The organism is Parabacteroides sp. AM08-6 (assembly GCF_003473295.1).
Lineage (GTDB): Bacteria > Bacteroidota > Bacteroidia > Bacteroidales > Tannerellaceae > Parabacteroides.
Genome location: NZ_QRMP01000003.1, coordinates 106,168 through 132,624 on the forward strand (window position 1 = coordinate 106,168; position 26,457 = coordinate 132,624).

At 42.3% G+C, this 26,457-nt stretch carries 23 protein-coding genes and 2 tRNA genes; 13 read left to right on the forward strand and 12 right to left on the reverse strand.

The window, feature by feature from the left end:
* Positions 1–7 precede the first annotated feature (7 nt).
* From DW103_RS03980 to DW103_RS03995, 4 genes are all read left to right on the forward strand, one after another.
* Positions 8–766 carry a peptidylprolyl isomerase gene (locus DW103_RS03980; protein WP_122274375.1) on the forward strand — a complete coding sequence of 253 codons (759 nt, stop codon included), beginning with the start codon at positions 8–10 and terminating at the stop codon, positions 764–766.
* Positions 763–2,100, forward strand: a complete 1,338-nt coding sequence (locus DW103_RS03985) for an MATE family efflux transporter (protein WP_122274376.1) — start codon at positions 763–765, stop codon at positions 2,098–2,100. Before DW103_RS03980 ends, DW103_RS03985 begins: the two co-directional genes overlap by 4 nt.
* A gap of 2 nt (positions 2,101–2,102) precedes the next feature.
* Positions 2,103–4,100, forward strand: a complete 1,998-nt coding sequence (locus DW103_RS03990; protein WP_122274377.1) for a fructose-1,6-bisphosphatase — start codon at positions 2,103–2,105, stop codon at positions 4,098–4,100.
* Positions 4,101–4,355: 255 nt separating this feature from the next.
* Positions 4,356–5,318, forward strand: coding sequence for a DMT family transporter (locus tag DW103_RS03995; RefSeq protein ID WP_122274378.1), 963 nt, complete (start codon positions 4,356–4,358; stop codon positions 5,316–5,318).
* Here DW103_RS03995 and DW103_RS04000 read toward each other — a convergent pair.
* Genes DW103_RS04000 through DW103_RS04015 form a run of 4 tightly spaced genes read right to left on the reverse strand, consistent with a single transcriptional unit; the run spans position 5,305 to position 8,302 of the window.
* Positions 5,305–5,979, reverse strand: coding sequence for an RluA family pseudouridine synthase (locus DW103_RS04000; RefSeq protein ID WP_122274379.1), 675 nt, complete (start codon positions 5,977–5,979; stop codon positions 5,305–5,307). The two genes, DW103_RS03995 and DW103_RS04000, sit on opposite strands and share 14 nt — an antisense overlap.
* Before the next feature lie 5 nt (positions 5,980–5,984).
* Complete coding sequence (fabG, locus tag DW103_RS04005; RefSeq protein ID WP_122274380.1) at positions 5,985–6,731, reverse strand: 3-oxoacyl-[acyl-carrier-protein] reductase; 747 nt, start codon at positions 6,729–6,731, stop codon at positions 5,985–5,987.
* Between the two features lie 18 nt (positions 6,732–6,749).
* Positions 6,750–7,694, reverse strand: coding sequence for a 3-oxoacyl-ACP synthase III family protein (locus tag DW103_RS04010; RefSeq protein ID WP_122274381.1), 945 nt, complete (start codon positions 7,692–7,694; stop codon positions 6,750–6,752).
* A 14-nt stretch (positions 7,695–7,708) separates the two neighbouring features.
* Positions 7,709–8,302 carry a TetR/AcrR family transcriptional regulator gene (locus tag DW103_RS04015; RefSeq protein ID WP_122274382.1) on the reverse strand — a complete coding sequence of 198 codons (594 nt, stop codon included), beginning with the start codon at positions 8,300–8,302 and terminating at the stop codon, positions 7,709–7,711.
* 222 nt (positions 8,303–8,524) lie between these two features.
* Here DW103_RS04015 and DW103_RS04020 point away from each other — a divergent pair.
* The 6 genes from DW103_RS04020 to aldA all read left to right on the forward strand — a co-directional run bounded on the left by DW103_RS04020 (position 8,525) and on the right by aldA (position 12,417).
* Positions 8,525–8,596, forward strand: a tRNA-Met gene (locus tag DW103_RS04020).
* A gap of 163 nt (positions 8,597–8,759) precedes the next feature.
* Positions 8,760–9,671, forward strand: coding sequence for a DnaJ C-terminal domain-containing protein (locus tag DW103_RS04025; RefSeq protein WP_122274383.1), 912 nt, complete (start codon positions 8,760–8,762; stop codon positions 9,669–9,671).
* A gap of 15 nt (positions 9,672–9,686) precedes the next feature.
* Entirely contained in the window at positions 9,687–10,004 is a 318-nt protein-coding gene (locus tag DW103_RS04030; RefSeq protein WP_122274384.1) for a chaperone modulator CbpM, read from the forward strand.
* Between the two features lie 133 nt (positions 10,005–10,137).
* Positions 10,138–10,209, forward strand: a tRNA-Met gene (locus DW103_RS04035).
* 68 nt (positions 10,210–10,277) lie between these two features.
* Complete coding sequence (locus tag DW103_RS04040) at positions 10,278–10,802, forward strand: histidine phosphatase family protein (protein WP_122274507.1); 525 nt, start codon at positions 10,278–10,280, stop codon at positions 10,800–10,802.
* 178 nt (positions 10,803–10,980) lie between these two features.
* Positions 10,981–12,417 carry an aldehyde dehydrogenase gene (aldA, locus tag DW103_RS04045; RefSeq protein WP_122274385.1) on the forward strand — a complete coding sequence of 479 codons (1,437 nt, stop codon included), beginning with the start codon at positions 10,981–10,983 and terminating at the stop codon, positions 12,415–12,417.
* A gap of 86 nt (positions 12,418–12,503) precedes the next feature.
* On the opposite strand, the gene xpt is transcribed toward aldA, so the two are convergent.
* The 5 genes from xpt to DW103_RS04070 all read right to left on the reverse strand — a co-directional run bounded on the left by xpt (position 12,504) and on the right by DW103_RS04070 (position 18,009).
* Entirely contained in the window at positions 12,504–13,070 is a 567-nt protein-coding gene (xpt, locus tag DW103_RS04050) for a xanthine phosphoribosyltransferase (RefSeq protein ID WP_122274386.1), read from the reverse strand.
* Positions 13,071–13,075: 5 nt separating this feature from the next.
* On the reverse strand, positions 13,076–14,446 hold the full coding sequence (locus DW103_RS04055) for a nucleobase:cation symporter-2 family protein (RefSeq protein ID WP_122274387.1): 1,371 nt from the start codon (positions 14,444–14,446) through the stop codon (positions 13,076–13,078).
* Between the two features lie 14 nt (positions 14,447–14,460).
* Positions 14,461–16,320 (reverse strand): metallophosphoesterase, encoded by a 1,860-nt coding sequence (locus DW103_RS04060; RefSeq protein ID WP_122274388.1) that lies wholly within the window; start codon positions 16,318–16,320, stop codon positions 14,461–14,463.
* Between the two features lie 58 nt (positions 16,321–16,378).
* Positions 16,379–17,401 carry a low specificity L-threonine aldolase gene (locus DW103_RS04065; RefSeq protein WP_122274389.1) on the reverse strand — a complete coding sequence of 341 codons (1,023 nt, stop codon included), beginning with the start codon at positions 17,399–17,401 and terminating at the stop codon, positions 16,379–16,381.
* Positions 17,402–17,499: 98 nt separating this feature from the next.
* Positions 17,500–18,009 (reverse strand): RNA polymerase sigma factor, encoded by a 510-nt coding sequence (locus DW103_RS04070; protein WP_122274390.1) that lies wholly within the window; start codon positions 18,007–18,009, stop codon positions 17,500–17,502.
* A gap of 261 nt (positions 18,010–18,270) precedes the next feature.
* Here DW103_RS04070 and DW103_RS04075 point away from each other — a divergent pair, with 261 nt between their 5' ends.
* Entirely contained in the window at positions 18,271–19,665 is a 1,395-nt protein-coding gene (locus DW103_RS04075) for a nodulation protein NfeD (RefSeq protein WP_122274391.1), read from the forward strand.
* Between the two features lie 6 nt (positions 19,666–19,671).
* Here DW103_RS04075 and DW103_RS04080 read toward each other — a convergent pair whose 3' ends face one another.
* The gene (locus tag DW103_RS04080; protein ID WP_122274392.1) at positions 19,672–20,310 is read right to left on the reverse strand and encodes a helix-turn-helix domain-containing protein; all 639 of its coding nucleotides are present in this window, start codon (positions 20,308–20,310) and stop codon (positions 19,672–19,674) included.
* A 70-nt stretch (positions 20,311–20,380) separates the two neighbouring features.
* Here DW103_RS04080 and DW103_RS04085 point away from each other — a divergent pair, with 70 nt between their 5' ends.
* Both DW103_RS04085 and kdsB read left to right on the forward strand, forming a co-directional pair.
* A complete protein-coding gene (locus DW103_RS04085; protein ID WP_122274393.1) occupies positions 20,381–22,648 on the forward strand; it encodes a cation:proton antiporter in 2,268 nt (755 codons plus the stop codon).
* 13 nt (positions 22,649–22,661) lie between these two features.
* Positions 22,662–23,426, forward strand: a complete 765-nt coding sequence (gene kdsB / locus DW103_RS04090) for a 3-deoxy-manno-octulosonate cytidylyltransferase (RefSeq protein ID WP_122274394.1) — start codon at positions 22,662–22,664, stop codon at positions 23,424–23,426.
* Here the strand turns inward: kdsB and DW103_RS04095 are convergent.
* Positions 23,401–24,228, reverse strand: a complete 828-nt coding sequence (locus DW103_RS04095) for a DUF6057 family protein (protein WP_122274395.1) — start codon at positions 24,226–24,228, stop codon at positions 23,401–23,403. The genes kdsB and DW103_RS04095 overlap by 26 nt on opposite strands.
* Before the next feature lie 317 nt (positions 24,229–24,545).
* Entirely contained in the window at positions 24,546–26,453 is a 1,908-nt protein-coding gene (yidC, locus tag DW103_RS04100) for a membrane protein insertase YidC (protein WP_122274396.1), read from the reverse strand.
* Positions 26,454–26,457 lie beyond the last annotated feature (4 nt).

A 26,457-nucleotide genomic window follows, 5' to 3' on the forward strand; every position in this document is an offset into this window, starting at 1 on the left:
ATAAAACATGGAAACAGCGGAAACTAAAGTGGTAATGGATACCACATTCGGTCAGATTACCCTCAAACTATACAACGATACGCCACAGCATCGCGACAACTTTATCAAATTGGCCCGGGAAGGCCAGTATAACGGTTTGTTGTTCCACCGCGTCATTAAAGAGTTTATGATACAAGGAGGCGACGTCACTTCCAAAGATGCTCCTATGAATAAACAGCTGGGAGCCGGCGATTTGGGGTATACGGTTCCGGCAGAGTTCATGTACCCGAAATATTTCCATAAGAAAGGTGCTCTATGCGCCGCTCGTACCGGTGACGAAGTAAATCCGGAAAAAGCTTCTTCCGCCTCCCAATTCTACATCGTAACCGGTAAAAAATATACCGATGCAGAATTGGACCAGATGGAAAAGCAGTTGGAAAGCCGCCTGAAACAATCCATCTTTGCCCGTCTGCAAACGGAAAACAAACCTAAAATCATGGAATTGTACCGGAGTGGCAACAAAGAAGAACTGGCTATCCTCCGCGATACATTAATCGGCAAAACCGAGCTGGAAGCCGAAAAACGCAAGGATGAAACAAAAATGCCGGCCGAATTGCGCGAAGCTTATAAAACAATCGGAGGCGTTCCTTTCCTTGATAATCAGTACACCGTTTACGGAGAAGTCGTGGAAGGCTTGGATATAGTGGATGCCATTCAAGATACAAAAACAAACAAACAAGACCGTCCGACGGAAAATATTATTATTAATTCGGTTGAAGTTTTGTGATACAGCTTTCCGCTTATAAAGAGCATTATAAAGAAACAATACGCCTGGGAGTCCCGATTATGTTGGGGCAACTGGGCATTATTATTGTCGGATTCGCCGACAACATCATGGTAGGCCATCACAGTACTCCCGAACTGGCCGCGGCATCATTCGTCAACAACTTCTTCAATCTTATCTTCATTGCCGGCATGGGATTTTCCTACGGGCTGACTCCCATCATTGGCGGTTTATACGCGCAAAAAGAGTATGCACGCGCAGGGGAAGTACTGAAGAATAGTCTTTTTATCAACTTCATAGTAGGCATACTACTCAGTATCTGCATGCTGATACTGCTTTTTAATATCCGGATACTGCAACAACCGGAGGAATTACTGCCTTACATTATCCCCTACTATATCCTGCAACTTTTCTCGGTTATCTTCGCCATGCTGTTCAATTCGTTCAAACAGTTCAGCGACGGAACGACCGACACATTGACACCTATGTGGGTGATGCTGAGTGCAAACGTATTCAATATTATCGGGAATTATCTGCTGATATACGGTAAATTCGGCTGCCCCGAACTGGGACTTACAGGAGCCGGCATTTCAACATTATCGAGCCGTATCCTGACTCTCATCATTTTCTGCTTCCTCTTTCTCCGTCATTCCCGTTACCGTGTCTACCTGGAAGGGTTCAAAAAAGGGACAATCAATATGCTGAACCTCGGAAATCTGATGCGTCTGGGTCTTCCGGTCGGTTTCCAGATGGGCGTCGAAACCGGTTCTTTCAGTCTCAGTGTCATTATGATGGGATGGATTGGAAGTACGGCACTTGCCGCTCACCAGGTAGTAGGCGTCATCACCACTATAGGCTTTATGATTTATTATGGCATAGCAGCTGCCGTAACCATCCGCGTAAGCGCCTTTAAAGGATGGAAAGACTGGCTGAACGTACGCAGGGCGTCTTTCGCCGGGTTGCATCTGATTATGGCGGCCGCCCTTTTAGTCGTTCTGTTGATACTTTCGTTCCGGACAACAATGGGTTACCTGATTACTCCGGAAAAAGAGGTAGTCGAACTGGTTGCCCTCCTCGCCTGGTCGGTCATACTCTATCAGTTCGGCGACGGATTGCAAATACTTTTTGCAAATGCGCTACGCGGCATTTCCGATGTAAAATACATGGCCTATATGGCCTTCCTGTGCCATTTCGGGCTGGCCCTGCCTATCGGTTATCTTTGTGGCTTCACACTGGGCTGGGGCAGCATCGGAGTCTGGTGCGGTTTCCCGGTTAGTTTGACGACACTGGGTATCCTGTTATGGAGACGATTTAATAAACTGACTACAACAAAATAAATATGACAAAAGACATCACTCCCGAATACGTGCTGAACGACCTGCGTTACTTGACGCTCCTGGCCCGCAGTTTCCCGACTGTGGCAGATGCCAGTACGGAAATCATCAACCTCGAAGCAATCTTGAACCTGCCGAAAGGTACGGAACATTTCATGTCCGACATTCACGGCGAACACCAGGCCTTCAATCATGTACTAAAGAATGCTTCCGGCGCCATCAAACGTAAAGTGAACGAGATTTTCAGCAATACTCTGCGGGAACAGGAAAAGAAAGAACTGTGTACCTTGATTTATTATCCGGAGCAAAAACTGGAATTGGTACAACAACAGGAAACAGACATCGACGACTGGTATCTGATTACACTGAACCAATTAGTCCGCGTCTGCCGCAATGTTTCCTCCAAATATACCCGTTCGAAAGTACGCAAAGCCTTGCCGAAAGAATTCTCCTATATCATACAGGAACTCTTGCACGAATCTTCGGACGAACCGAACAAGTCTGCTTATGTAGACCAGATTATCAATACCATCATTTCGACCGGACGAGCCAATGACTTTATCATTGCCATGTGCAACCTTATCCAGCGGCTGACTATCGACCAGTTACACATCATCGGCGACATATTCGACCGGGGACCGGGAGCGCACATCATCATGGATACGCTCTGCAACTACCATAACTTCGACATTCAATGGGGCAACCACGACATCTTATGGATGGGAGCAGCAGCCGGCAATCTGGGAAATATCGCCAACGTAATCCGCATGTGTATGCGCTTCGGTAACCTGGCAACACTCGAGGATGGTTACGGTATCAACCTAATGCCGCTCGCCACCTTTGCGATGGAAGTGTACGGCGACGACCCTTGCGAATTATTCATTCCCCGCCTGAATGCCTCGGATATAACCTTCGATGAGAAGACAACTCAGCTTATCGCCCGGATGAACAAAGCCATCACCATCATTCAGTTCAAACTGGAAGGCGAAATCATCCGCCGCCGTCCGGAATTCGGAATGGACGACCGCTTATTGCTCCATCATATCGACCTGAAGCGCGGTACAATTCGCATTAACGGAAAAGACTACGAATTGAAAGACAAGAACTGGCCTACGCTCAAGGCTAAAGACCCGTATGCGCTCTCCATCGAAGAGGAAGAACTGATGCGCCGTATCAAGCATTCTTTCGAATGCAGCGATAAGATGAAAACACACATGCGTTGCCTCTTCACACACGGCAGCATGTACCAAGTATGCAATTCAAACCTTTTATTCCATGCATCCGTTCCAATGAATGCGGACGGGACATTTAAAGAGGTTGTAATAAACGGGGAAACATTTAAAGGGAAAAGCCTGTTGGACAAAGTAGACCAACTGGTACGCACAGCCTACTTCGAGCCGGACGATTGCCCTGAAAAAGACTTTGCCATGGACTATATCTGGTATCTCTGGGAAGGCAAGGACTCCCCTCTTTTCGACAAGAGCAAGATGGCTACCTTCGAACGCTGTTTCATCGACGACAAAGAGGTACAGAAAGAAGAGAAAGGCGCTTACTATACGCTTCGCGAACAAGAAGCCATTTGCGAAAAATTGCTGAACGAGTTTGGCGTGACCGGCCAGCACCGCCATATCATCAACGGCCATGTCCCTGTCCGCTCCATCCAAGGAGAAAACCCGATAAAGGCAAACGGTAAGCTTTTGGTCATCGACGGCGGTTTCTCCAAAGCCTATCATCCGGAAACAGGAATTGCAGGTTATACGTTGGTCTACCATTCGCGTGGTTTCCAGTTGGTCCAGCACGAACCATTCCTTTCTTCCGAACAAGCCATCAAAGAAGGACGCGACATTCGTTCCACAACTATCGTCGTAGAACTCAGCTCGCATCGGCAAATGGTGAAGGACACGGACAAAGGAGCCGACCTTCAAAAGCAAATACAAGACCTGGAAAAGCTATTGTATGCTTTCCGCAACGGAATTATCAAAGAAAAACTCCCGACCTTCTGACTCATTCGTCCCTATCTTTTAGTCCGTTCATCGGTATCTTTTAGCTTTTTCATCGGGACCCTTTAATCGTTCGCCAATTGGCGAACGGTCGTTCATCAGTTGGCGGACAATCGTTCGTCAATTGGCGGACGTTCGTTCACCAGCTGGCGAACGATTAATAGATAGGGAGAAAATCGATAATAGATAAGGAAGAAAAATAGAATAGATAAGGGGGAAAAATAGTACTTTTGTCCGCCGTAAAAGAGAAAGGTTATCATGAAATCGAACGCTTATAAGGGACATTTGGCTATGTTGGGAGCCAATCTGCTATGGGGCTGTATGTCGCCCTCGTCCAAAATCGTATTATCCAGCGGGCTGGTCAATGCTATTTCACTGACAACGTTCCGAATGCTTGGAGCTGCCGCCGTATTTTGGATTGCTTCCTTGTTCACTAAAGATGAACATGTATCACATCAGGATTTGGTAAAGTTATTCTTCGCGGCCTTGTTCGGGATAGTGTTCAATCAGGGTTCTTATATATTCGGCGTTTCACTAACCTCGCCGATAGACGCGACTATCGTGGCAACTACTACTCCTATAATTACCATGATTATTGCTGCCTTTTACCTGAAAGAACCCGTTACCGGGAAAAAGATACTGGGGATCTTCGTCGGGGCCATCGGGGCCTTGCTCCTGATATTAAGCGGACAACAGGCAGTAGCCGGAAACGGGAACGGAAGTAATATATGGGGAGATATTCTTTGCTTGGTTGCGCAATGCTGTTTTTCCATTTACGTTGTGGTCTACAAAGGACTAATCAGCCGGTATTCACCGGTGACACTGATGAAATGGATGTTTACCTATTCGGCCATCTGTACCATTCCATTCTCTTATACAAGCATCGCAAGTATCGATTTTCTGCGGCTGCCGACAAGTATTTACCTGAACATAGCGGTCGTCGTGTTGGGCGGTACATTCTTTGCTTACTTGCTCGTCCCGATAGGACAGCGCATTCTACGGCCTACGGTTGCCACTATGTATAACTACGTACAACCGATAGTAGCTTCAGCCATCACCGTACTTGTCGGCTTGGATACATTCGGTATAATGAAATGTATTTCCATAGCCTTAGTATTCTCCGGGGTTTACATCGTTACCCAAAGCAAATCCAAGTCACAACTGGATGCCTACAAGGCGCAAAAAGAATTACAGGAAAAACAGGAACTTATAAGGAAGTAGTCAACGCTTTCCACAAGTTGTCCGCGGGAACCGAAGCAATGATTTCCACCTGCTCTTTGGAAACAGGGTGGATAAAAGCAGCACTGCGGGCATGCAGACTGATACCGCCGTCCGGGTTGGAACGGGGAAAACCATATTTAAGGTCGCCCTTAATCGGACAGCCCATATTGGCCAATTGACAACGTATCTGATGATGGCGCCCGGTTTTCAAATCGATTTCCAGCAGTGTATAATTATCCGAGCGGGCTATTACTTTATAATGGAGGATGGCTTTCTTGGCATTCGGACGTTCCGTATCGTAAGCGTAACTCTTATTTTGCTTCTCATTACGGACCAACCAGTTCACTAATTCACCTTCTTCAGAGGGAGGTGCGTTCTTTACGATAGCCCAATAGGTCTTTCTTACTTCGCCGACACGGAACATTTCGTTCAGACGGGCGAGCGCTTTACTGGTTTTGGCAAACAAGACAACCCCGCTGACGGGGCGGTCCAAACGGTGTGCAACACCGACAAACACATTGCCGGGTTTACAATACTTCTCTTTCAGCCACGCCTTCAGCATGTCCGAAAGAGGAGTATCACCGGTTTTATCTCCTTGTACAATCTCGCGGCAGGTTTTATTGACTGCGATGAGATGATTGTCTTCGTAGATAACTTCCATATAAATTACATGTTCATACCACCGTCAACCTGAATAACCTGACCGGAGACATAAGAGGACATATCCGAAGCCAGGAAAGTAGCGATATTAGCGACATCTTCCGGAGTACCGCCACGACGCAAAGGTATCTTCTTTGCCCATTCGGCTTTTACCTCTTCCGGCAGACCGGCAGTCATATCCGTAATAATAAATCCCGGAGCAATGGCATTGGCGCGAATACCACGGGAACCCAGTTCCTGAGCGATGGATTTAGCCAAACCAATCATACCGGCTTTGGAGGCGGAGTAGTTACTCTGACCGGCATTACCGTGAACACCGACAACCGAAGCCATATTGATAATGCTGCCTGTACGCTGTTTCATCATCACCGGAGTACAAGCGTGAATAAAGTTGAAAGCAGACTTCAGGTTGACACCGATAACGGCATCCCACTGTCCTTCGCTCATACGCATCATCAAGCCGTCTTTCGTAATACCGGCATTGTTTACCAAGATATCCACACGACCGAAATCTTTTACTATTTCAGCGACTACGTTGTGCGTGTCTTCAAAGTTGGCAGCGTTGGAAGCATACCCTTTTGCTTTTACACCCAAAGCTTCAATTTCTTTCTGGGTAGCCAAGCCGTTTTCGTCAATCACCAAATCAGTAAATGCCACATTGGCACCTTCCGAAGCAAACTTCAAAGCGATAGCTTTACCGATACCGCGTGCTGCACCTGTTACGATGGCAACTTTTCCTTCTAATAATTTCATATCAATACTTTTTTAATTTCAACATTTTATCAGGCAAGCTCCTGCAGAATATCCACCTCCGAATACGGTGATGGCAACCAGGTCGCCCTTCTTAAACGTGTTATCATTCTGCGCATACACCAAGGCGGAACTTACCGAGCCGGTGTTTCCCAGTTCCTCTATGTTATGCAGGAACTTTTCTTCCGGCAGTCCCAACTGCTTTGCGATGTTGGACATGATACGCATATTAGCCTGATGGCCGATAAAGTAACTCAAATCATCCAACTTATATCCGTTCTTCTCCAACAGGAAAAGTACGTTCTTCGGCATATAAGTACAAGCCTGGATAAATACATCGCGCCCTTCCGGCATCATAATACCTCCATCGGTAGGGCGAAGGTGAACCGCTTCGGGAGCTTTCCCTAAATAGCCCAATCCTTGGGTGAATATCTCCAAAACCTCCGGGTCTTTTTCCGTTACGCGCTCTTTCGAAATGAAAAAAGCAGCGGCAGCATCTCCCCAAAGGTGGCCGGCTTTCGGATCTGTTTCATTATAATAAGCTGAATTCTTATCGGCTGAAAGAATCAACGCCTTTGTTGCTTTTCCCATGGCAAAATAGCCTTCCACTACTTCGAGTGCATTCAGGAAAGAAGAACATGCCGACGACAGATATAATGCCTTTGCATCCCGGATATCAAATTCATGCTGAACCAAATGGGCGGCTGTCGCAACCGTATCGTACGGTGAATAGGAAGCTGAAATAACCAAATCGACCTCTGTTATATCATACGGCAATTTAGGAAGTGCATTATGAACGGCTTCAATACTCATCGTATTGATGTTTTCCTCTTGCTTTGCCTTCGAGCGGGTACGAATACCCGTACGTTGTTCAATCCATTCACTCGTTAACCCGTTCAGTTCTAAAAAATGTTGGTTATCTACCCGTTCTTCAGGCACATAAAACCCTGTTGCATTAATAAACATCTCTTAGTTTTATATTACTTAATCTTTATTCCGTTGAATATTAAATTCATCACATTATCTCTCCGTTTAATCCGCTGACTGATATTATCTCCCATAATTCCGCGTATATAAGGAACCTCAAGTCCTTTCAAAGCATGATGGAGCACCACAGCCGTTATATCAGTATCAGGCATTGCAAAAACGCCTTCCTGTACACCGGCTTCCAATATACCTTTTATTAACTCAATCTCACGAATGTCAAAGCTCTTTCGAACCTTTTCTACCCGCCATATATCACGAAAAAAGTTAGCTCTCAGGGTTCCGTTACGAAACACCAACGCTTTTATAGCATCCAGACGGGCATAAATAAAAGTCAGCAATTTCTCGTCGGCCGGCAAATCTTTTGCTGCTACATCTTGCAGCATCTTGAACAGCTTATCGAGTTCGGACTCTACAACAGCCAGATAAATCTCATTTTTACTTTTGAAATACGTATATAATGTACGTCTCCCTTTCTTAGATGCCTGTGCAATATCGTTCATTGTCGTATTATCCACCCCCATGCGGGCAAACAATTGTCTGGCCACATCTACCAACATCTCACGTGTTTTAGAAACTGTCATCGGCATTGTATTGCACATTTTGATTAAAACTGTGCGCAAAAGTACCGGAAAAAATAATAACTACCAAAAACATATCTATATTTTATTGAAACTCCCCCTTATTCTATAAATATAGACCATTCCCGCATACTTATTCCTTTTCATAGAGAAAAATAAGAGAAATATTTTGTTTTTCAAAAAATAAGTCCTACCTTTGCACTCGCAATCTAAAAAAGAGAGCAACTATATCGCGGAGTGGAGCAGTGGTAGCTCGTTGGGCTCATAACCCAAAGGTCGTAAGTTCGAGTCTTGCCTCCGCAACTAAATTCAAGCCTTCGGTTCTTAAAAACCGGAGGCTTTTTTATTGACTTACGCTAAACTTTATTGATTATATTTAATCCCTCAAGAAACTCTTCCGGCATATTTATTGTTATTATATTAATATAGAAAAAGAAGACAAAGTAGACTAAACAACATAGTAAATATGGCTTATATAGATTATTACAAAATTCTCGGATTGGACAAAGGAGCTTCGCAGGATGATGTAAAAAAAGCATACAAAAAGCTGGCCCGCAAATACCATCCTGATTTGAACCCGAATGATGCGGACGCCCACCGGAAGTTTCAGGAAATAAATGAAGCGAACGAAGTGTTGAGCGACCCGGAGAAACGGAAGAAATACGACCAGTACGGCGAAAACTGGAAGCATGCCGACGAATTTGAGGCCCAGCAGAGACAATATCGTCAATACCAGGGCGGACAAGGGAATGGCGGTACTTACTGGAGTTCTTCGGGTGACGGAAGTGAATTCTCCGATTTCTTTGAACAAATGTTCGGAGGTATGGGTGGAGGCAGAAGCAGCCGTAGCAGTAGAGGCGATTATGCTTTCCGCGGACAGGATTATACGACAGAATTGCAGGTATCCCTGATGGATGCCTCCAAAACCCACAAGCAGATTATTACAGTTAATGGTAAAAATCTGCGAATCACGATACCGGCCGGCATCGCCGATGGGCAAACCATTAAATTGAAAGGTCAGGGCGGACCTGGCGTAAACGGTGGACCCTCAGGTGATTTATACATCACTTTCAGCATACCGGAAGACAGTCGCTTCAAACGCGTAGGTGATGATCTCTACATAACTGCCCCCCTAAACCTTTACACGGCAATTCTCGGTGGAGAACAAATCGTAGAGACAATGGACGGAAAAGTAAAACTCAACATAAAACCCGGAACCCAGAACAATACGAAAGTACGCCTGAAAGGCAAAGGTTTCCCGGTTTATAAAGAAGAAGGAAAGTCCGGCGATTTAATCGTAACCTACTCGATTGATATCCCGACCAATCTGACGGACAAACAAAAAGAATTGTTCCGCGAAATACAAAATCTCAATTAAAAAAACAGGATTGTTATGCAAACAGATTTAATTATAGTCAGCGAATATTGCCGGATATGCCATATCGACCCATCATTTCTTTATACGCTGGAAAAAGGGGGCCTGATAGAAATAGACACTGTTGAAGGAGAAAGCTACCTGCCTGCATCCCAGTTGTATGACGTGGAAAGATATACACGCATGTATTATGATTTGTCCATCAATGTAGAAGGCATAGATGCCATCCACCATTTGTTGGAACGAATAAAATCCATGCAAAAAGAAATCAATCATTTAAAGCACAAGCTGAGACTATACGAAAATAACGATTTTGACAATATAGCCGAGTTATAATATCAAATTGTTGTCCGTAAGGCCTTCACACCCGATATAGAAGATTATATTACAAACTATTTGTAAATAAATTTGGATTGTAATATTATTTTTGTACCTTTGCACACGCAATCAGAAATGAGAGCAACTATATCGCGGAGTGGAGCAGTGGTAGCTCGTTGGGCTCATAACCCAAAGGTCGTAAGTTCGAGTCTTGCCTCCGCAACTAAATTCAAGCCTTCGGTTCTTAAAGCCGGAGGCTTTTTTATTTATCTTTGCCGAAAAATGAACGATATGAAACAGATTGAATTGATATTGAGCCGACACGGTGAAACAGAAGAAAACAAACTGCATATCATGCAAGGACAACTTCCCGGACATCTGTCGGAACTGGGAAAACAACAGGCTGAATGGCTGGCCGACAAACTGGAAAACGAAAAACTGGATGTGATTGTCTGCAGCGATTTGGCACGCAGTTACGACACAGCAATGGCTGTAGCACGCAGAAAAAACATACAACCGGTGAAAACCCCGCTTCTACGCGAAATGGACTGGGGTATTTATACAGGGAAAGTGGCCGACGAGATGGATTTTACCACACTGCCGGAAAGTGTCGAGACAATAGAGGCTATGTATAAAAGAGCAGAAGATTTTATAACTTTCCTGCTAAGAGAATTTTCAGGGAAACGCATCCTGGCCATTGGTCATGGTGGTTTCAACCGAGCCATTATCGCACAGCTGGAACACCGCCCTGCCGAAGATATCCTGAGACTACCTATCATGAAAAATACCGCCTGCTTGTATTTCACATTCCCATAAAAACTCTCCCTCGTTAACCTTATTCCGTGAATCACAAGATGATATTTAGACAATTAAGCTTGAAAATATATCATTTATGTAAATTCTAATATCATTTTTCAAACTGCAAGAAAGAAATTAACCCTTATATTTAGACACGCTTAAATTTGATTTATTCCATTAAAAGAAAGATGCGACCATGAAAGATTTAAAAATGTTCATCGACGGCAAATTCGTCGAAAATACCACTGGCAAGTGGATTCAAGTATTAAACCCTTCAACAGAAGAAGTTATCTCACGCATGCCTGACGGCACGGTGGAAGATGCTAAAAAAGCTATTGATGCTGCACAGAAAGCGCAAGACAAATGGGAACGGACTCCTTCCATCGAACGTGCCGCTTATTTAAAGAAAATAGCAGAAGGTATTCGCAAGCGTGAAAAAGAATTGACCGACATTATCGTTCGGGAAGGTGGTAAAACACAAGGTTTGGCAAATGTTGAAGTGTTGTTTACCGCAGATTATTTAGATTATATGGCTGGTTGGGCACGTCGTTATGAGGGAGAAATTATTCCCAGCGACCGTCCTCGCGAAAGTATTTTCTTATTCAAAAAGCCAATCGGAGTAACAACCGGTATTTTACCGTGGAATTTCCCGTTCTTTCTGGTTGCCCGAAAAGCGGCTCCCGCACTGATTACTGGTAATACAATCGTGATAAAACCTAGCCAGTTGACTCCTGAAAATGCTTATGTATTTGCACAGATTGTAGAAGAAGTAGGACTGCCGACCGGTGTATTCAACCTAGTGAACGGACGTGGTTCCGTTATCGGACAGGAATTGGCATCCAACCCCAAAGTCGGTATGGTCAGCCTTACCGGTAGTGTCGGAGCAGGACAACAGACAATGGCTGCTGCAGCGCCTAATATCACGAAAGTATCCTTAGAACTGGGTGGAAAAGCTCCTGCAATTGTAATGGCCGACGCAGACATTGATTTGGCTGTTAAATCCATTATTGCTTCCCGCGTCATCAATACCGGTCAGGTTTGCAATTGTGCGGAACGCGTATATGTAGATAAAAAGGTCAAAGAAGTCTTTACCGAGAAATTAATCGCCGGCATGAAACAAGTAAAAGTAGGAAACCCCAACGAAATTGCCGACTTGGATATGGGACCGCTGATTGAAGCAAACGCACTGACTTCCATACAGGAAAAAGTGGAAAAAGCAATCAAACAGGGTGCTCATCTGCTATGTGGCGGTAATCGTATCGGAACAAAAGGCTATTTCTTTGAACCGACACTATTAGACGGTGCTACCCAAAAGATGGATATCATCCAGGAAGAAACATTCGGTCCTGTACTTCCTATTGTTGAATATACGGATATCAATGACGCCATCGACTGGGCTAATGACTGCGAATACGGCCTGACCTCTTCCGTCTATACGCAAAATCTGGATAGTGCATTCAAACTAATGCGTTCTCTGAAATTTGGCGAAACTTATATCAACCGTGAAAACTTCGAAGCAATGCAAGGTTTCCATGCCGGATGGCGCAAATCCGGTATCGGTGGAGCTGACGGAAAACATGGGCTGGAAGAATACCTGCAAACTCATGTCGTTTATCTGGAAACAAAAGAATAATCGAGTTACTTTACAAAATAAAATCGCAGCCAGGTTATCTTGTTTAATACCGGCTGCGACTTTTTATACTCTTTTCCTCAAATAGTTCATCGAATTGTAATCGTACAATCCTCCAAGCTGTCGATAATAGCCAGACTTTCCACACGTACACCCACTTCTTTTAATGGCAGACGACCTTTCTGGAATGCTTTTTCAATAATAAATCCCATACCTTCCAATACAGCACCCGACTGATTAATTAAATCGAGAACACCCAGTGCCGCATTTCCATAAGCCAAGAAATCGTCGATAAACAAAATATGATCGTCCGGCGTCAGAAAATTATTACTGATGCAAACCGTATAATCGCGATCTTTCGTAAAAGAATGGACAACAGTCGAGAGCATATTTTCCATCGTTTTCGGTTGTTTCTTCTTAATGAAAACAACAGGCAGATGCATAATATAACCAACCATAATTGCCGGTGCAATACCACTTGCTTCAATTGTGACAATTTTATTGATATTGGCATCCCGAAAGCGATAAATAAACTCCTCTGCCACTTTATACAGGAGCATTGGATCCATCTGATGATTAATAAAACTATCCACTTTCAAAATACCACCCGGATAGCACTTACCATCCTGCAAAATACGCTGTTTAAGTAATTCCATATCTTTTATTCAGTTTTATCTTCTTTTACATGTATCAATATATTGGAAATGATGGCAACCACCCCCCCGGTCGTGATACCGGAAGAAAAGATACCCTTAATTGCCTCGGGAGCAGTTTTCAAAATATCCGGCATTAATTCCACACCCAAACCGAGAGACAGGCTAACTGCCAATACTAATGTAGCTTTCCGATTAATATCTTGCGAAGCTATAATACGAATACCGGCCGCAGCAACTGTTCCAAACATTAATAGAGTAGCACCGCCCAATACCGGATCTGGCATCAATGAAAAGATTATGCCGACAATCGGAAATAGTCCCAACAGAACAAGCATACCGGCAATATAATAACCGACATACCGGCTGGCAACGCCTGTAAGCTGGATTATTCCATTATTCTGGGCAAATATAGAATTAGGAAAGGAATTAAAAATACCCGCAATAAATGAATTAACTCCATCCGCCAGTACACCGCCTGACACTCTTCTCAAATAACTGTCACCTTCTATCGACTTTCCAGAAATCATTGAATTCGCCGTCACATCGCCGGTAGCCTCAATAGCAGTAATCAAATATACAAGACCAATGGCAACAAATGCCGAAATATTAAGGTCCAATCCATATTTAAAAGGCATCGGTATGTTGAAACCTGTTAATTTCTGCGAAGCTGCAGCCGCCATATCCACCATCCCCAAGAAATAAGCTAGCGCATATCCGATACATAATCCCAATACAATTGAACTCATGCGAAGATACTTATTCTTACAACGATTGAAGAAAAGAACGCTCAATAAAACTGTTGCAGCCACCCCGATATTTTCAATACTTCCGAATGTTCCATTATCCATCGCACTGAAACCACCTCCACAGGACACAACTCCCACTTTTATCAAACTTAGCCCAATCAATAAAACAACAATACCAGATACCAACGGAGTAATCACCGACCGCATATATTTAAAAGTCCGGCTAATAACCATCTCGATTGGAGCTGCCGCGATGCAGGCTCCGAATATCAATGGAAGACCACCGGAAAGCCCTGCTGATATTATCGGCCCGATAAAAGAAAAACTAGTTCCCTGAATACAAAGCAATTTAGCTCCTACCGGGCCAATACGGCGACATTGTATAAATGTAGATACACCGGAAGCAAAAAGAGCCATAGATACCAAAAAACCTGTAGTCTCTAAATCCAGCTTCAGCGCACCTGCAATAACGAGAGGTGGCGTAATAATAGCCACAAAAATAGCCAATAAATGTTGCAACGCAGCAAATACTGCCTCTTTGAAAGGAGGTCGATCATCTATTCCATAAATCAGGTCTGTCTGCTTTACCGGTTCAAAGATTTCTTTCTCCTCTCCTGTATTTAATTCCATAAATACCTCTCTTCTTATAAATTTAGCTCTTGCAATACTTCTCCTTTTGTGTTCAGGACACGGAGTGACATCTCTTTTCCTTTTTTCTGAAGAATCATGACAGTTGCTCCATTCATATCAAAACCTCCACCGATAATAACCGGGAAATTATTCCCCACACTACCTTTCGGATGATAAGCATACCGGTGAGTATGGGCATTCAAACAAACATTAAAAGGAGCTTTTGACAACAAATTGCCCCACAACTCAGGACAAGGAGCATAATCATCTCCATTTCCATACACCGGGATATGATGTATCAACACACGCTTGGCAGCTTTCTTAAATACTTTGGAAGACAATTCTTCTTTCAAAAAACCGACTTGTGCCTCACGTAAATCCGTAAAATCATTCAAACCATAATAAACCCAATGCGTATCCGGTTTATCTTCACCACAGTCCAGCATTACAAAACGGGTATCTCCCCAATTGAAAGCTCCGTATGTTTTATCACCTACATAATCGAATAAATTGCGCAAGCCAATAGAATAAGCATTTCTAATTTCATGATTTCCACGCAAATAAAACACCGGAACATTTGCAGCGCCAACCGTTTCGTTCAATTCACTCAGAAAACGGGTTGCTTCATCATGATTAGCCGGATCATCAATACAGTCTCCGTTGAAAATAACAAAATCATATTTTGAATCCTTTACTTGCTTATATAAAGCTTGTAATGTTGCAGAATGTTTATGCAAATCATTAAAAACGACAGCTGTAAAATCAGAACTTGAAGCAGTTGGAAGAGTAAAAGAGTGAAAATCAGAGACAGCAGTTTCACCAAATATCTTTTTGTATGCCTGATACAACATAATTTCCTGTGAACATACGCGATAATAGTAAGTCTTTCCGGGCTCAAGATTTTCAAGGCGGATTTTCTGTTGGATATCATTGCAAATTACTTGCCCGTCAACCAAAGTACGAGCTTTCTTCAGCTGATTCTTATCTGTACCGTATTCAACCCAACTATAAGTAGGAACAGTTGTCTGCCACATAACCGTAATTCCATTTCCGACAGGATTTTGCAAATAAGGTTCGGTACGGAATATTTTAGCTGCCGGTTGCATAAAAATAATATCGGTTACTACCGGACGATGATCTGAAGCCATCGGTTCGTCCCATACGCGGGAAGAAATACGAGTAAAAGCCGCCGTATCTTTTGCATAAGCCGCAATATAATCTATCGTTTCTGTTGGTTTATCGGCAGGAAAAGTAAATTGCTTGGAATCTGTCAGCAAAACAAAATCTTTTTGCAAAGCATTGATAAAGTCCGAATTCGGGGAAGCATTCATATCACCGGCAATAAACAAAGGTTTTTGGGCAGTCGCGGCTTCTCGCCGTATAATCGGCAATGACAACATCCTATCTTCCTCTGTCAGTGACAAATGGGTACAACAATAAATATATTTTTCAAATTCCACAATCAATAAAGCACGTTGTTCCTCCCGACCGGGAAGAGACAAATATCGGAAATTCAGCGGTTTTTCTTTACTCAACATACCGATACCATATTTACCTCCATCATAATTGATAGCAGGCGCATATGTGTAGTACATCAAGGTTCGTTCCGCCAACTCACGCAAAACATCTTTTCCCCCGCTACGACCGGTAACGCTATCTATTTCTTGTATTGCAACAACATCCGGACAAGCCTTAATAATAACATCTGCCGTACGCTGGTAGTCTGTTGAATTATCCATCCCCATTCCGTTCCGGATATTATAACTCATGATACGCAGGGTATTATCATCCCTCTTATCACCGTTTTTGGAATAAACCCTTCCTACGGGTAATAGCGAAAGTACAGCTATCACCAACAAAACCACTTGTCTCATATCGTCTACCTCTTTATAATAATTAATAGATAGCAAAAATAGTAAAAAGGAAGGAGACTTATGCAAAAATATCCTTCAAGGTTTGCTCTATGTCCGTTATATCCGCATCTGTTGTATCCCAGGATGTGACCAGACGAGCCTCATTAGCCTCTTCATTCCACATATAAAAGAAATATTTTTCCTGCAACTTCTTCAATGGTTCGGAGGGTATTGTAAAAAACAATTGATTGGATTCTATTTTTTGAGTAAACTTAATCTGCGAATATTTTTTCAATGCCTCAGCCAATCGCAAAGCAGAGTTATTAGCTTTCTTTGCATTCTCAAGCCATAGGTTATTTTCCAGATAAGGAATAAATTGGCAAGACAGATAACGCAACTTAGAGGCCAACTGGGCAGATTGTTTCCGATAATACTGCAAATTTTCACTTATCTCAGGACGGAAAGAAATAACAGCCTCTCCCATCATCATACCATTTTTCGTTCCTCCAAAACTCAAAATGTCAACCCCCGCATCTACCGTTATTTCTCTCATAGAGCAGTTCAGATATACACAAGCGTTAGCCAAGCGCGCTCCATCCATATGCAAATACATATTATATTCATGTAGCAGTTCCGCTATGGCTTTTACCTCCTCAACCGTATAAACAGTTCCAAGTTCAGAAACTTGTGAAATATAAACAGCCTTTGGTTGTGAATGATGACAAACACCAAAGTTATGCAACCGCGGGCGAATCAATTCCGGCGTAAGTTTACCGTCTAAAGTAGGAATTGGTACTATAGTACATCCTGTCATTCGCGCCGGAGCACCACATTCATCCACATTAATATGAGCGGTTTCAGCACACAAAATACTATTAAACGGACGTGTAACCGCCTGCAGGGCTACCGAATTAGCACCAGTACCATTAAAAACAAAAAAAGGCGATGCCATTTCGCCGAATACTTCTTTCATTTTAGCTGTAGCCGCTGATGTCCAGGAATCATCACCATATCCAACAGCATGATTATCATTCGCTTTTATGACTGCATCCATAATAAGGGGATGCACACCGGAATTGTTATCACTTGCAAAACTTCTCATTTCTTTTTGATATTTTGCGCCAAAAGTAATAAAAATAAACGGGAGTACCCTTGCGGACACTCCCGTTTATTTTTACATGTTTATCTTAAACATTAACATTATCCCTGATGAAAATCCTTCAAAATTTTCTGAAGCTCTTGACGGGCAAAGAAAATACGACTCTTCACCGTTCCCAGAGGTACACAAAGTTTATCAGCTATTTCATTATATTTGTAACCACTGAGGAACATCGAAAATGGAATCTTCAGTTCGTCGTTCAAACTATTAATTGCTTTTGTTATTTCTTTGATTTGATAAGCACCGTCCGGAGAATCAAAGCCCGAATCATTTACTACATCCAAATTGTACAAATCCACACCCTGATCTACAACAGTTTGCGTACGCACAATCTTATGATAATTATTAATGAATATATTACGCATTACGGTCAAGACCCATCCTTTGAAATTAATATTGTCAACGAACTTTTCCTGATTGTCTAAAACCTTCAGCGTTGTATCCTGCATCAAATCCTGGGCGTCATCACGATTTGCGGTGAGCATCAATGCAAAATTCATCATATTTTCTTGCATGCTCAATAATTTTTTCTGAAATTGCAACGCATTCATATTATTTACTTTTTATAAAGGTTAATACCGGTTAAGTATTGTCCTTCACCATTGAAGAACATGACAAATATAGAGATTCTTTTTTAAAAAGAACCCGGTTTGAGAAATATTAATATTAAAAATCGTAACTTAATATATAAATAGCAAACGGGCCTGAAAATGAATAGCATTTACAAGTTTTTGAGCCTTTAAAATACAAAATTCACAACATGTATGTTACAAATTCATACATAATGTAAAAGAGACAGATAATAATAAAAAATGAAAAAAAATTCAGCACTTTTTTGGATTGCCCTATTTATGCTGGCAATACCTTTTATATCGGCGGAAAATCAACCGGCACTGGTATATAAAATTGATATACAAAAAGAAATCAATAATACAGCCCGCCTCTATCTGAGTAACGGTTTATCAGAAGCCAATGCTTTAGGTGCAGACGCTATTCTCCTCCACCTGAACACGTATGGAGGTCTAGTTGATGTTGCGGATTCGATGCGTACGGCAATTTTATACAATCCGATACCCGTTTATGTATTTGTCGATAACAATGCTGCTTCCGCAGGAGCACTTATCTCAATCGCATGTAAAAAAATATATATGAGAAAAGGCGCGAATATCGGAGCTGCCACTGTGGTCAATCAAACCGGTTCCGCCATGCCGGACAAATATCAGTCGTATATGCGTTCCATGATGCGTTCCACAGCCGAAGCACACGGACAAGATACCATTATCCAAGGAAAAGACACTCTATATAAATGGATACGAGATCCCAAAATTGCAGAGGCTATGGTTGACGAACGCGTTGTAATACCGAACCTGATAGACACCGGAAAGGTCTTGACTTTTACGGCCCAAGAAGCACAAAAATGGGGATATTGCGACGGAATAGCAGAAACAACAGATGAAATTATCACCCAATATATGGGATACAAAAATTACGAAATAAAAACATATAAACCCGATTGGTTTGACGAAATAAAAGGTTTTTTGATGAATCCTTTTTTACAATCTATTCTTATCATTATTATAATAGGTGGAATCTATTTTGAAATGCAAACGCCTGGACTCGGATTTCCATCGGCTGCAGCAGTATTAGCCGCTGTTCTTTACTTTGCTCCTCTCTATATAGACGGCTTGGCTGCCAATTGGGAAATCCTTCTTTTCATTATCGGAGTTCTTCTGATTGGATTGGAAGTATTTGTCATTCCCGGTTTCGGAGTCGCAGGTATCAGTGGTATAATTTTAGTGGTTGGCGGGCTGACAATGGCTTTATTAGGCAACAATAATTTTAATTTTGAGACTGTCAGCCAAAAAGAATTAGGAGAAGCAATCCTGATTGTCCTAGTCGGATTAGTAGCAGGTTTTGTCCTGATGATTTGGTTATCCAACAAAATAGGGCACAAAGGAATATTCAGAAAAGTAGCACTGAATACCGACCTGGAAGATTCAATTTCTTCACCCGACCTATCTTCATTGGTAGGAAAAGAAGGGACAGCCGCAACTGTGCTGCGCCCATCCGGAAAGGTAATCGTTAATGGAGAATTTTATGATGGCGTTTCCGAGTCCGGTTTTATCGACAAAGGACGTAAGGTCAAAATTACCCGTTTCGAAAATGCACAGGTTTATGTGGAAACCATTCCGGATATCCTTTCATAAGAACCACTAAGAAGAAATTCGGCGATATAGGATGTGTTTATCTTCTACGATATATTGCAAAGCATTGATTGCCAATAAATCGCTTAATATGTTTTTAGCCGTATAGTAATTGATACGGCCGATACGACAAAATTGGCGGATATTGATGGACGGATTTTCATCCAGATAAGCAAACAAACGTTCTACCGGTTTACTGATTTTCAAGAGAGTACCATCCGGTTGATGCTTTTTTTGCCAAGCCATGATTAACACTTCGTTTGCCAGAATATTCTCGTCGGCGACACGGATATAAGCTTTATATTTATCATCTTTATCCGGAGCTTCGTAAGGTTTATCCGGGCTGGGAGCGATATAAACTTCCAGGACTGTTTTCCCGTTTACATCCCAGCGTGTCGCCTCAAACGGAACCTCCGGACGTGTATACATCCGGGAAGCAGCTTCAATCATATAATATTCTTCTTCACTGCGAACACCGGATATATTTCCGTTATCTTTTACACCTATCAATAACCGCCCCCCGTCGGTATTGGCAAAAGCACTCAATGTACGGGCAATCTTCTTACTATCGCTCACTTCAAACTTAAAATCGAGTTGCTGATGTTCTCCCTGCTCTATCAACGCTTCTATCGGATGTTTCTTCTTCATTTTGGCAGATTATTTGAAAGGCAAAATTAAAATAAATACATAACTTTGCCAACGGAAAAACAATGAAAGCATGTCTCAGATTGCATCTTTAATATCAGATCTCGCCGTCATCTTAATCTCTGCAGGATTGATAACCTTGCTTTTCAAAAAATTAAAGCAACCGGTTGTACTTGGATATATTGTTGCCGGTATCCTGGCTGGTCCTTCTATTAAACAAATTCCGACAGTATCGGATGTGGAGAGTATCCGTATCTGGGCAGATATTGGTGTAATCTTTCTTCTTTTCGCTTTAGGCTTGGATTTCAGTTTCAAAAAACTGATGAAAGTCGGAGGCACAGCCGTCATTGGGGCTATCACGATTGTGATTGGAATGATGACTCTTGGCTATACAACCGGATTATCTTTGGGTTGGGGCCACATGAACAGCCTGTTTCTCGGAGGAATGCTCTCCATGTCATCTACCACCATTATATTCAAAGCCTTCGATGACATGGGGCTGCGTAATCAGCGTTTTGCCGGTGTCGTATTCGGCATTTTGGTTGTCGAAGACCTTTTCGCTGTATTATTAATGGTATTACTGTCCACCTTAGCTGTCAGCAAACATGTAGAAGGTATGGAACTACTGAACAGCGTTGTCAAACTGGGAGTATTTCTGCTCTTTTGTTTTGTAATCGGTATCTATTTAATTCCCTCTTTCCTGAAAAAGACGAAAACATTTTTAAATGATGAAACACTTCTGATTGTCAGTCTCGGACTTTGTCTCGGAATGGTCATTATCGCAACAAAAGCCGGTTTTTCATCCGCACTCGGGGCTTTTGTGATGGGTTCTATTTTGGCAGAGACCGTTGAAGCTGAGCGCATTGAACGAATCATAAAACCGGTAAAAGATTTATTTGGAGCCATATTCTTTGTATCGGTCGGAATGTTGATAGACCCGGAACTTCTTTGGGAATACAAATTCCCGATTTTAATCCTTACCCTTGTAGTCATAGTCGGCCAAATATTATTTGCAGGCTTTGGCGTCCTACTTTCCGGACAACCTGTAAAAATAGCGATACAATCAGGATTTTCACTTGCTCAAATCGGTGAATTTGCTTTTATCATTGCTGCCTTAGGGCTTTCATTAGGCGTAACAAGCCATTTTCTTTATCCGATTGTTGTTGCGGTTTCCGTTATTACGACATTCTTCACACCCTATATGATTCGTATGGCAGAACCAGCCTGGCAAATAGCCGAGCGTATCATTCCGAAATCGTGGATGAAATTCCTTGAGCGCTACTCCTCCGGTTCAAATACAATCCGGCAAAAGAGTGCCTGGAATAAACTGTTGAAAGCATTGGTTCGTATAGTCGGAACTTATACGGCTGTTACACTCGTACTTATTTTCATCTGGTTGCAATTTATCTCTCCTTTTATAATAAAGGAACTTCCAGGTATACGCGGGGAAATTATTTCACTCGTTTTAATATTGTTGCTGATATCACCTATGCTACGAGCTATCATGATGAAAAAAAATCATTCAGTCGAATTCCAACAACTCTGGCTGGATAATAAATACAACCGGGGACCATTAGTCTCGCTGATTATTCTTCGTATTATACTCTGTATCGGCATGGTAATGCTGCCTGTAGCCCGCCTTCTGAATATGGCTGCCGGTATTGTACTGGCAATTGCCGCAACCGTTATTGTCATCGTTATTTTCTCGAAACGGCTAAAACGGCAATCTATCCTGATGGAGCGTCACTTTTTCACCAACCTGACAGCCAGGGAGATGGAAAACGAGCGGAAAGCACCTATCAATCAACGTTTTGCCAATCACCTTTTGGAACGAGACCTGCATCTGGCGGACTTTGAAGTAAAACAAAATTCTCCCAGTATGGGCAAAACACTGAAAGAATTAAACTTCCGGCAAAAATGTAATGTAAATATCGTAACAATTATTCGCGGAGACAGACGTATCAATATTCCGGGAGGAGAAGAACGGCTTTATCCTTACGACAAGCTGGTAGTAGTCGGAGCTGACGATGACCTCGAACATTTCCGCCAATATCTGGAAGAACGATACAAAACAGCACAAAAAAACGGACAAGTACAAGCGGAAGAAGTGAATATGGAACAATTCATCATAGTAGAAGGCTCCCGCCTGATAGGACGTACCATCTTAGAATCCGGCATTCGGGATAAAGCAGCCTGCTTGGTGATTGGTATCGAAAGAGGAAACAGCTCCATTAAGAATCCGTCTCCTTCAACTATATTCCAGGAGGGAGATATTGTATGGATTGTAGGTGAACATGAAAAAGTACTCCGCCTGAGTGAAGGCAAAACAGTAAATAACTAAAAAACAAGAATATATGAAATTTATTGGCATAATACCGGCGCGTTACGCTTCTACCCGTTTTCCGGGGAAACCTTTGGCAGACATGGCCGGGAAACCGATGATACAGCGCGTCTACGAACAAGTTGAAGGCGTTTTGGACAATGTTTGTGTAGCAACCGATGATACACGAATCGAGACTGCCGTCAAAAACTTCGGTGGTAATGTGGTCATGACATCCGCCCAACATCGTAGCGGGACCGACCGTTGTTACGAAGCTTACTGTAAAGCAGGAAAAGGGTATGATGTCGTTGTAAACATACAAGGAGACGAACCTTTTATCCACCCGGAACAAATAGAAACATTAAAAGCCTGCTTCAACAACGAGCAAGTAGAAATTGCAACACTCGTAAAGCCTTTCCGACCGGACGATGACTTCGAAACGACCTTATTCAATGCCAACTCTCCGAAAGTCGTATTGAATAAAAACAGTGAAGCCATGTACTTTAGCCGCTCCATTATTCCTTATATGAGAGGGAAAAAATACACGGAATGGCTACCTAACCATACCTATTATAAACACATCGGTTTATATGCTTACCGGGCCGACACGCTAAAAGAAATCACCCTCCTGCCCCAATCACCGCTCGAATTAGCTGAAAGCCTGGAACAACTCCGCTGGCTGGAAAACGGATATAGGATAAAAGTGGGTATTACCAACCGTGAAACAATCGGTATCGATACACCCGAAGATATGGAAAAAGCATTGGCTTTTCTTAATAATCAGCATAAAACCCGATAGAAGCAACCAGAGCAGCCAATAAAACAACGATTGTCACAGAAACAGAAGAAATGCTTATACGCATATCTCTGATTGATTTTATTTGCAACAACAGCAAACTAAAACAGAACAATATGGCCGGAAATAATGCCGGAATTCCATAGTAAGGGTACAGGTATGCTTGTTCCCCGCTCATGTGATATAAATGCTGCATCAAATTGGGTAAAAATCCGCAAGCAATCAATAACACCAACCAATATCCCCATTGTTTCCTGTTTTTCCCGGCTTCATAAAGCAAAATCAATATCACAAAAGTATTTAGTCTATTTCCTGCCAAAACATAAATAACAGGCAATGATAAAAGCCCGAAAACCATACTGGCTTTTACATTTCTGATTTGTGTATATTCAAAGAAAACGGAGAGCGAAATAATAAAAGACAAGACAGACGATAACAAATAATTCGAATTACAATATCCGCCCCATTCAAACATTATAGGAAAAAAAGCAAACAAAAAAGCCATCTCACCCACATCAAATTTCTTCAAAATGCGAAAAATCAGCCACCACTCCAGAAGCAAAATTGCAGTGAGCAGATAAGGAAAACCTTGCGGAGTCGAAAGAGACATAAGAAAATCCCCTGCATAACAAGCAAGCCACGCAGGTTTATCTCCATAAGAAATAAAATAATCGATTGTATACAAAAAAGCATTTCCTTCTCCTTTCAGAAAGTCTCCGGAATAAAAACTCTGAAAAAACCAAACACAGGCAATAGCAAAAATTCCTATTGCAATGCCTTGCAAAAGAACAACCTTTTTTACCATGTGAAACTATTTATACCTTTATAAACCCTATAACCCCACAAATGGAAATTGCATCCAATAAGCCTCAACTTTACACACTACCCACCGACTTATCTTCATACGGATACAAATATAGAATCTTTTTCGCAATTCAAACCATACAAACCCATTTATTTTCAACGCATGAAGATTATTCTTTTATTATTCTTATTCATATTCAACTTACTTTACCTATAAAAAAAGATGCTTCGAAAACCAAGCTGTCCTCATCTTATATGAAGGAACAGGCTGGTATTCGAAACATCTTCTCTAAATCTATTATCCGTCCTAAACGAATATTATCTGTTTTTCCTCTGTTGTTTTTGTCTATCCAACTGAGCTTGCTGCGCTTTTTGAGCTTCTTCCAGACGTTTCATAAAACCGGACTTCTTCAACGGCTTCTTTTTATTTGCTTCCAGCTTTGCCAGCAACTTGTCTTCGTTGATTGTATAGCGGAAAATAATAGTCTGCAAAATCGTAATCAAAGTCGAGATAAAGTAATAATATGTCAGACCGGATGCATACTGATTGAAGAATACCAGCATCATCACCGGCATCATATACATCATCACCTTCATACCCGGCATCTGCTGCTGTCCGGTATTTGTCTGATCCATATTGAACTTTGTATAAATAATGTTCGTTATAGTCATCAGCAAACAGAACAAACTGATGTGATTTCCAAAATATGGAGTTATAAACGGTATATTGGCATTCCAGCTAATAATCGCATCGTAAGTAGATAAATCATGCGCCCAAAGAAAACTCTGATGACGCAATTCGATTGCCGACGGGAAGAACATGAATAATGCCACCAAAATAGGCATCTGCAACAACATCGGCACACATCCGGCCATAGGGCTTGCACCTGCACGGCTATACAATTCCATCGTCGCACGCTGACGCTCCACTGCCTTATCCTGTCCCGGATATTTTGCATTAAGCTCTTCCACCTGCGGACGCAATACACGCATTTTCGCAGACGACATATAAGACTTGTAAGTCAACGGGAATAAAATAAGTTTCACAATCACGGTAAGCAGGAAAATCAACAAACCGTAACTATGAATAAACTGTCCGAGGAAATTAAACAAAGGAATTACAAAATATTGGTTCACCCAACGGAATATTCCCCAACCCAGCGGAACAATCTTTTCCAAATCCAACCTATTTTCGGAAGAAACACCTTCATTGAACGATTTCAGCAACGAGAATTGGTTCGGACCGAAATAGAAACGCAGATTGGTCGCCTCATTCCCCTTCAAGTCGAAAGGAACAGAAGTTGTCGTTTTATAATCTTTCAGATATGGGCCATCCGCCGGCAGCATTTTAGAATCGATTGTAGTCGATTCGAAACCTTCGTTCCCGGCTATCAGGATAGACGAAAAATACATGTCCTTATAAGCAATCCATTTCAGACGATTGGACAACTGCTTGCTGTCGTTCTTTGTCTCGCTCAGATATTCCACGTCATCGGCCATAAATTTGTAGTAAACCGTGGCATAACGGTCTTCAAATTTACGCCCTTTTTCCTGCTGGGTGATTTTCTGTTGCCAAAGTAAATCCAAAGCAGTCGTACTCGGAGACAAAACACCGTTCAATCCTGTACCTTTGATGGAGAAATCCAGCATATAACTATCCGGCTTCAAGGAATAAATAAAATCCAGAGAACTGCCCTCTCCCGTATTCAGGCGCATGATTAAGCTATTGGCATCCGCACCTTTTACCGGAGTAAAATACAAATCACCCGTATTTACAACACGGTTGGTAGCCGTAACCAAGGTAAAGTCAAATTTGGAATCAGCTCCGTCAAACAATACCAGCGGCTTTTCCTGGTAATTATCATACTCTTTCAAACGGACATAACTGACACGTCCTCCTTTATTAGACAAACGAACTTCAATCAGCTCATTTTCCAAAACAGTAAAAGCATCTTCTCCAACCATCGCATCAGCAAAAACGCCAAAGCTACTCTGCAAACGGGCTACCCGAACCGAATCGGGCAAATCCGCCAATGCGTCTTCCATTTTTGCCTCTTTGTTCTCCTCTTTCTGCTGTTCCAACTGTTTTGCATATTCCACCTGCGCTATTGAATCCTGCATCCGGCGCTGGGCCTCCAACTGTTCCGGTGTAGGTTTGTTCAACCAGGTAAACGCAAATAAGACTACTCCAATAAGCAGAAAACCTATTATCGTGTTTTTATCCATCTAA

Coding starts and splice junctions, on each gene's coding strand:
- DW103_RS04075 (WP_122274391.1), top strand. CDS start 18,271: ATGAAAAAAAATTCAGCACTTTTTTGGATTGCCCTATTTATGCTGGCA.
- DW103_RS03990 (WP_122274377.1), top strand. CDS start 2,103: ATGACAAAAGACATCACTCCCGAATACGTGCTGAACGACCTGCGTTAC.
- kdsB (WP_122274394.1), top strand. CDS start 22,662: ATGAAATTTATTGGCATAATACCGGCGCGTTACGCTTCTACCCGTTTT.
- xpt (WP_122274386.1), bottom strand. CDS start 13,070: ATGGAATTACTTAAACAGCGTATTTTGCAGGATGGTAAGTGCTATCCG.
- DW103_RS04060 (WP_122274388.1), bottom strand. CDS start 16,320: ATGAGACAAGTGGTTTTGTTGGTGATAGCTGTACTTTCGCTATTACCC.
- aldA (WP_122274385.1), top strand. CDS start 10,981: ATGAAAGATTTAAAAATGTTCATCGACGGCAAATTCGTCGAAAATACC.
- DW103_RS04030 (WP_122274384.1), top strand. CDS start 9,687: ATGCAAACAGATTTAATTATAGTCAGCGAATATTGCCGGATATGCCAT.
- DW103_RS04055 (WP_122274387.1), bottom strand. CDS start 14,446: ATGGAATTAAATACAGGAGAGGAGAAAGAAATCTTTGAACCGGTAAAG.
- DW103_RS04095 (WP_122274395.1), bottom strand. CDS start 24,228: ATGGTAAAAAAGGTTGTTCTTTTGCAAGGCATTGCAATAGGAATTTTT.
- yidC (WP_122274396.1), bottom strand. CDS start 26,453: ATGGATAAAAACACGATAATAGGTTTTCTGCTTATTGGAGTAGTCTTA.
- DW103_RS04015 (WP_122274382.1), bottom strand. CDS start 8,302: ATGCCGATGACAGTTTCTAAAACACGTGAGATGTTGGTAGATGTGGCC.
- DW103_RS04085 (WP_122274393.1), top strand. CDS start 20,381: ATGTCTCAGATTGCATCTTTAATATCAGATCTCGCCGTCATCTTAATC.
- DW103_RS03995 (WP_122274378.1), top strand. CDS start 4,356: ATGAAATCGAACGCTTATAAGGGACATTTGGCTATGTTGGGAGCCAAT.
- DW103_RS04000 (WP_122274379.1), bottom strand. CDS start 5,979: ATGGAAGTTATCTACGAAGACAATCATCTCATCGCAGTCAATAAAACC.
- fabG (WP_122274380.1), bottom strand. CDS start 6,731: ATGAAATTATTAGAAGGAAAAGTTGCCATCGTAACAGGTGCAGCACGC.
- DW103_RS04065 (WP_122274389.1), bottom strand. CDS start 17,401: ATGAGAAGTTTTGCAAGTGATAACAATTCCGGTGTGCATCCCCTTATT.
- DW103_RS04040 (WP_122274507.1), top strand. CDS start 10,278: ATGAAACAGATTGAATTGATATTGAGCCGACACGGTGAAACAGAAGAA.
- DW103_RS03980 (WP_122274375.1), top strand. CDS start 8: ATGGAAACAGCGGAAACTAAAGTGGTAATGGATACCACATTCGGTCAG.
- DW103_RS04080 (WP_122274392.1), bottom strand. CDS start 20,310: ATGAAGAAGAAACATCCGATAGAAGCGTTGATAGAGCAGGGAGAACAT.
- DW103_RS04070 (WP_122274390.1), bottom strand. CDS start 18,009: ATGAATGCGTTGCAATTTCAGAAAAAATTATTGAGCATGCAAGAAAAT.
- DW103_RS04010 (WP_122274381.1), bottom strand. CDS start 7,694: ATGTTTATTAATGCAACAGGGTTTTATGTGCCTGAAGAACGGGTAGAT.
- DW103_RS04025 (WP_122274383.1), top strand. CDS start 8,760: ATGGCTTATATAGATTATTACAAAATTCTCGGATTGGACAAAGGAGCT.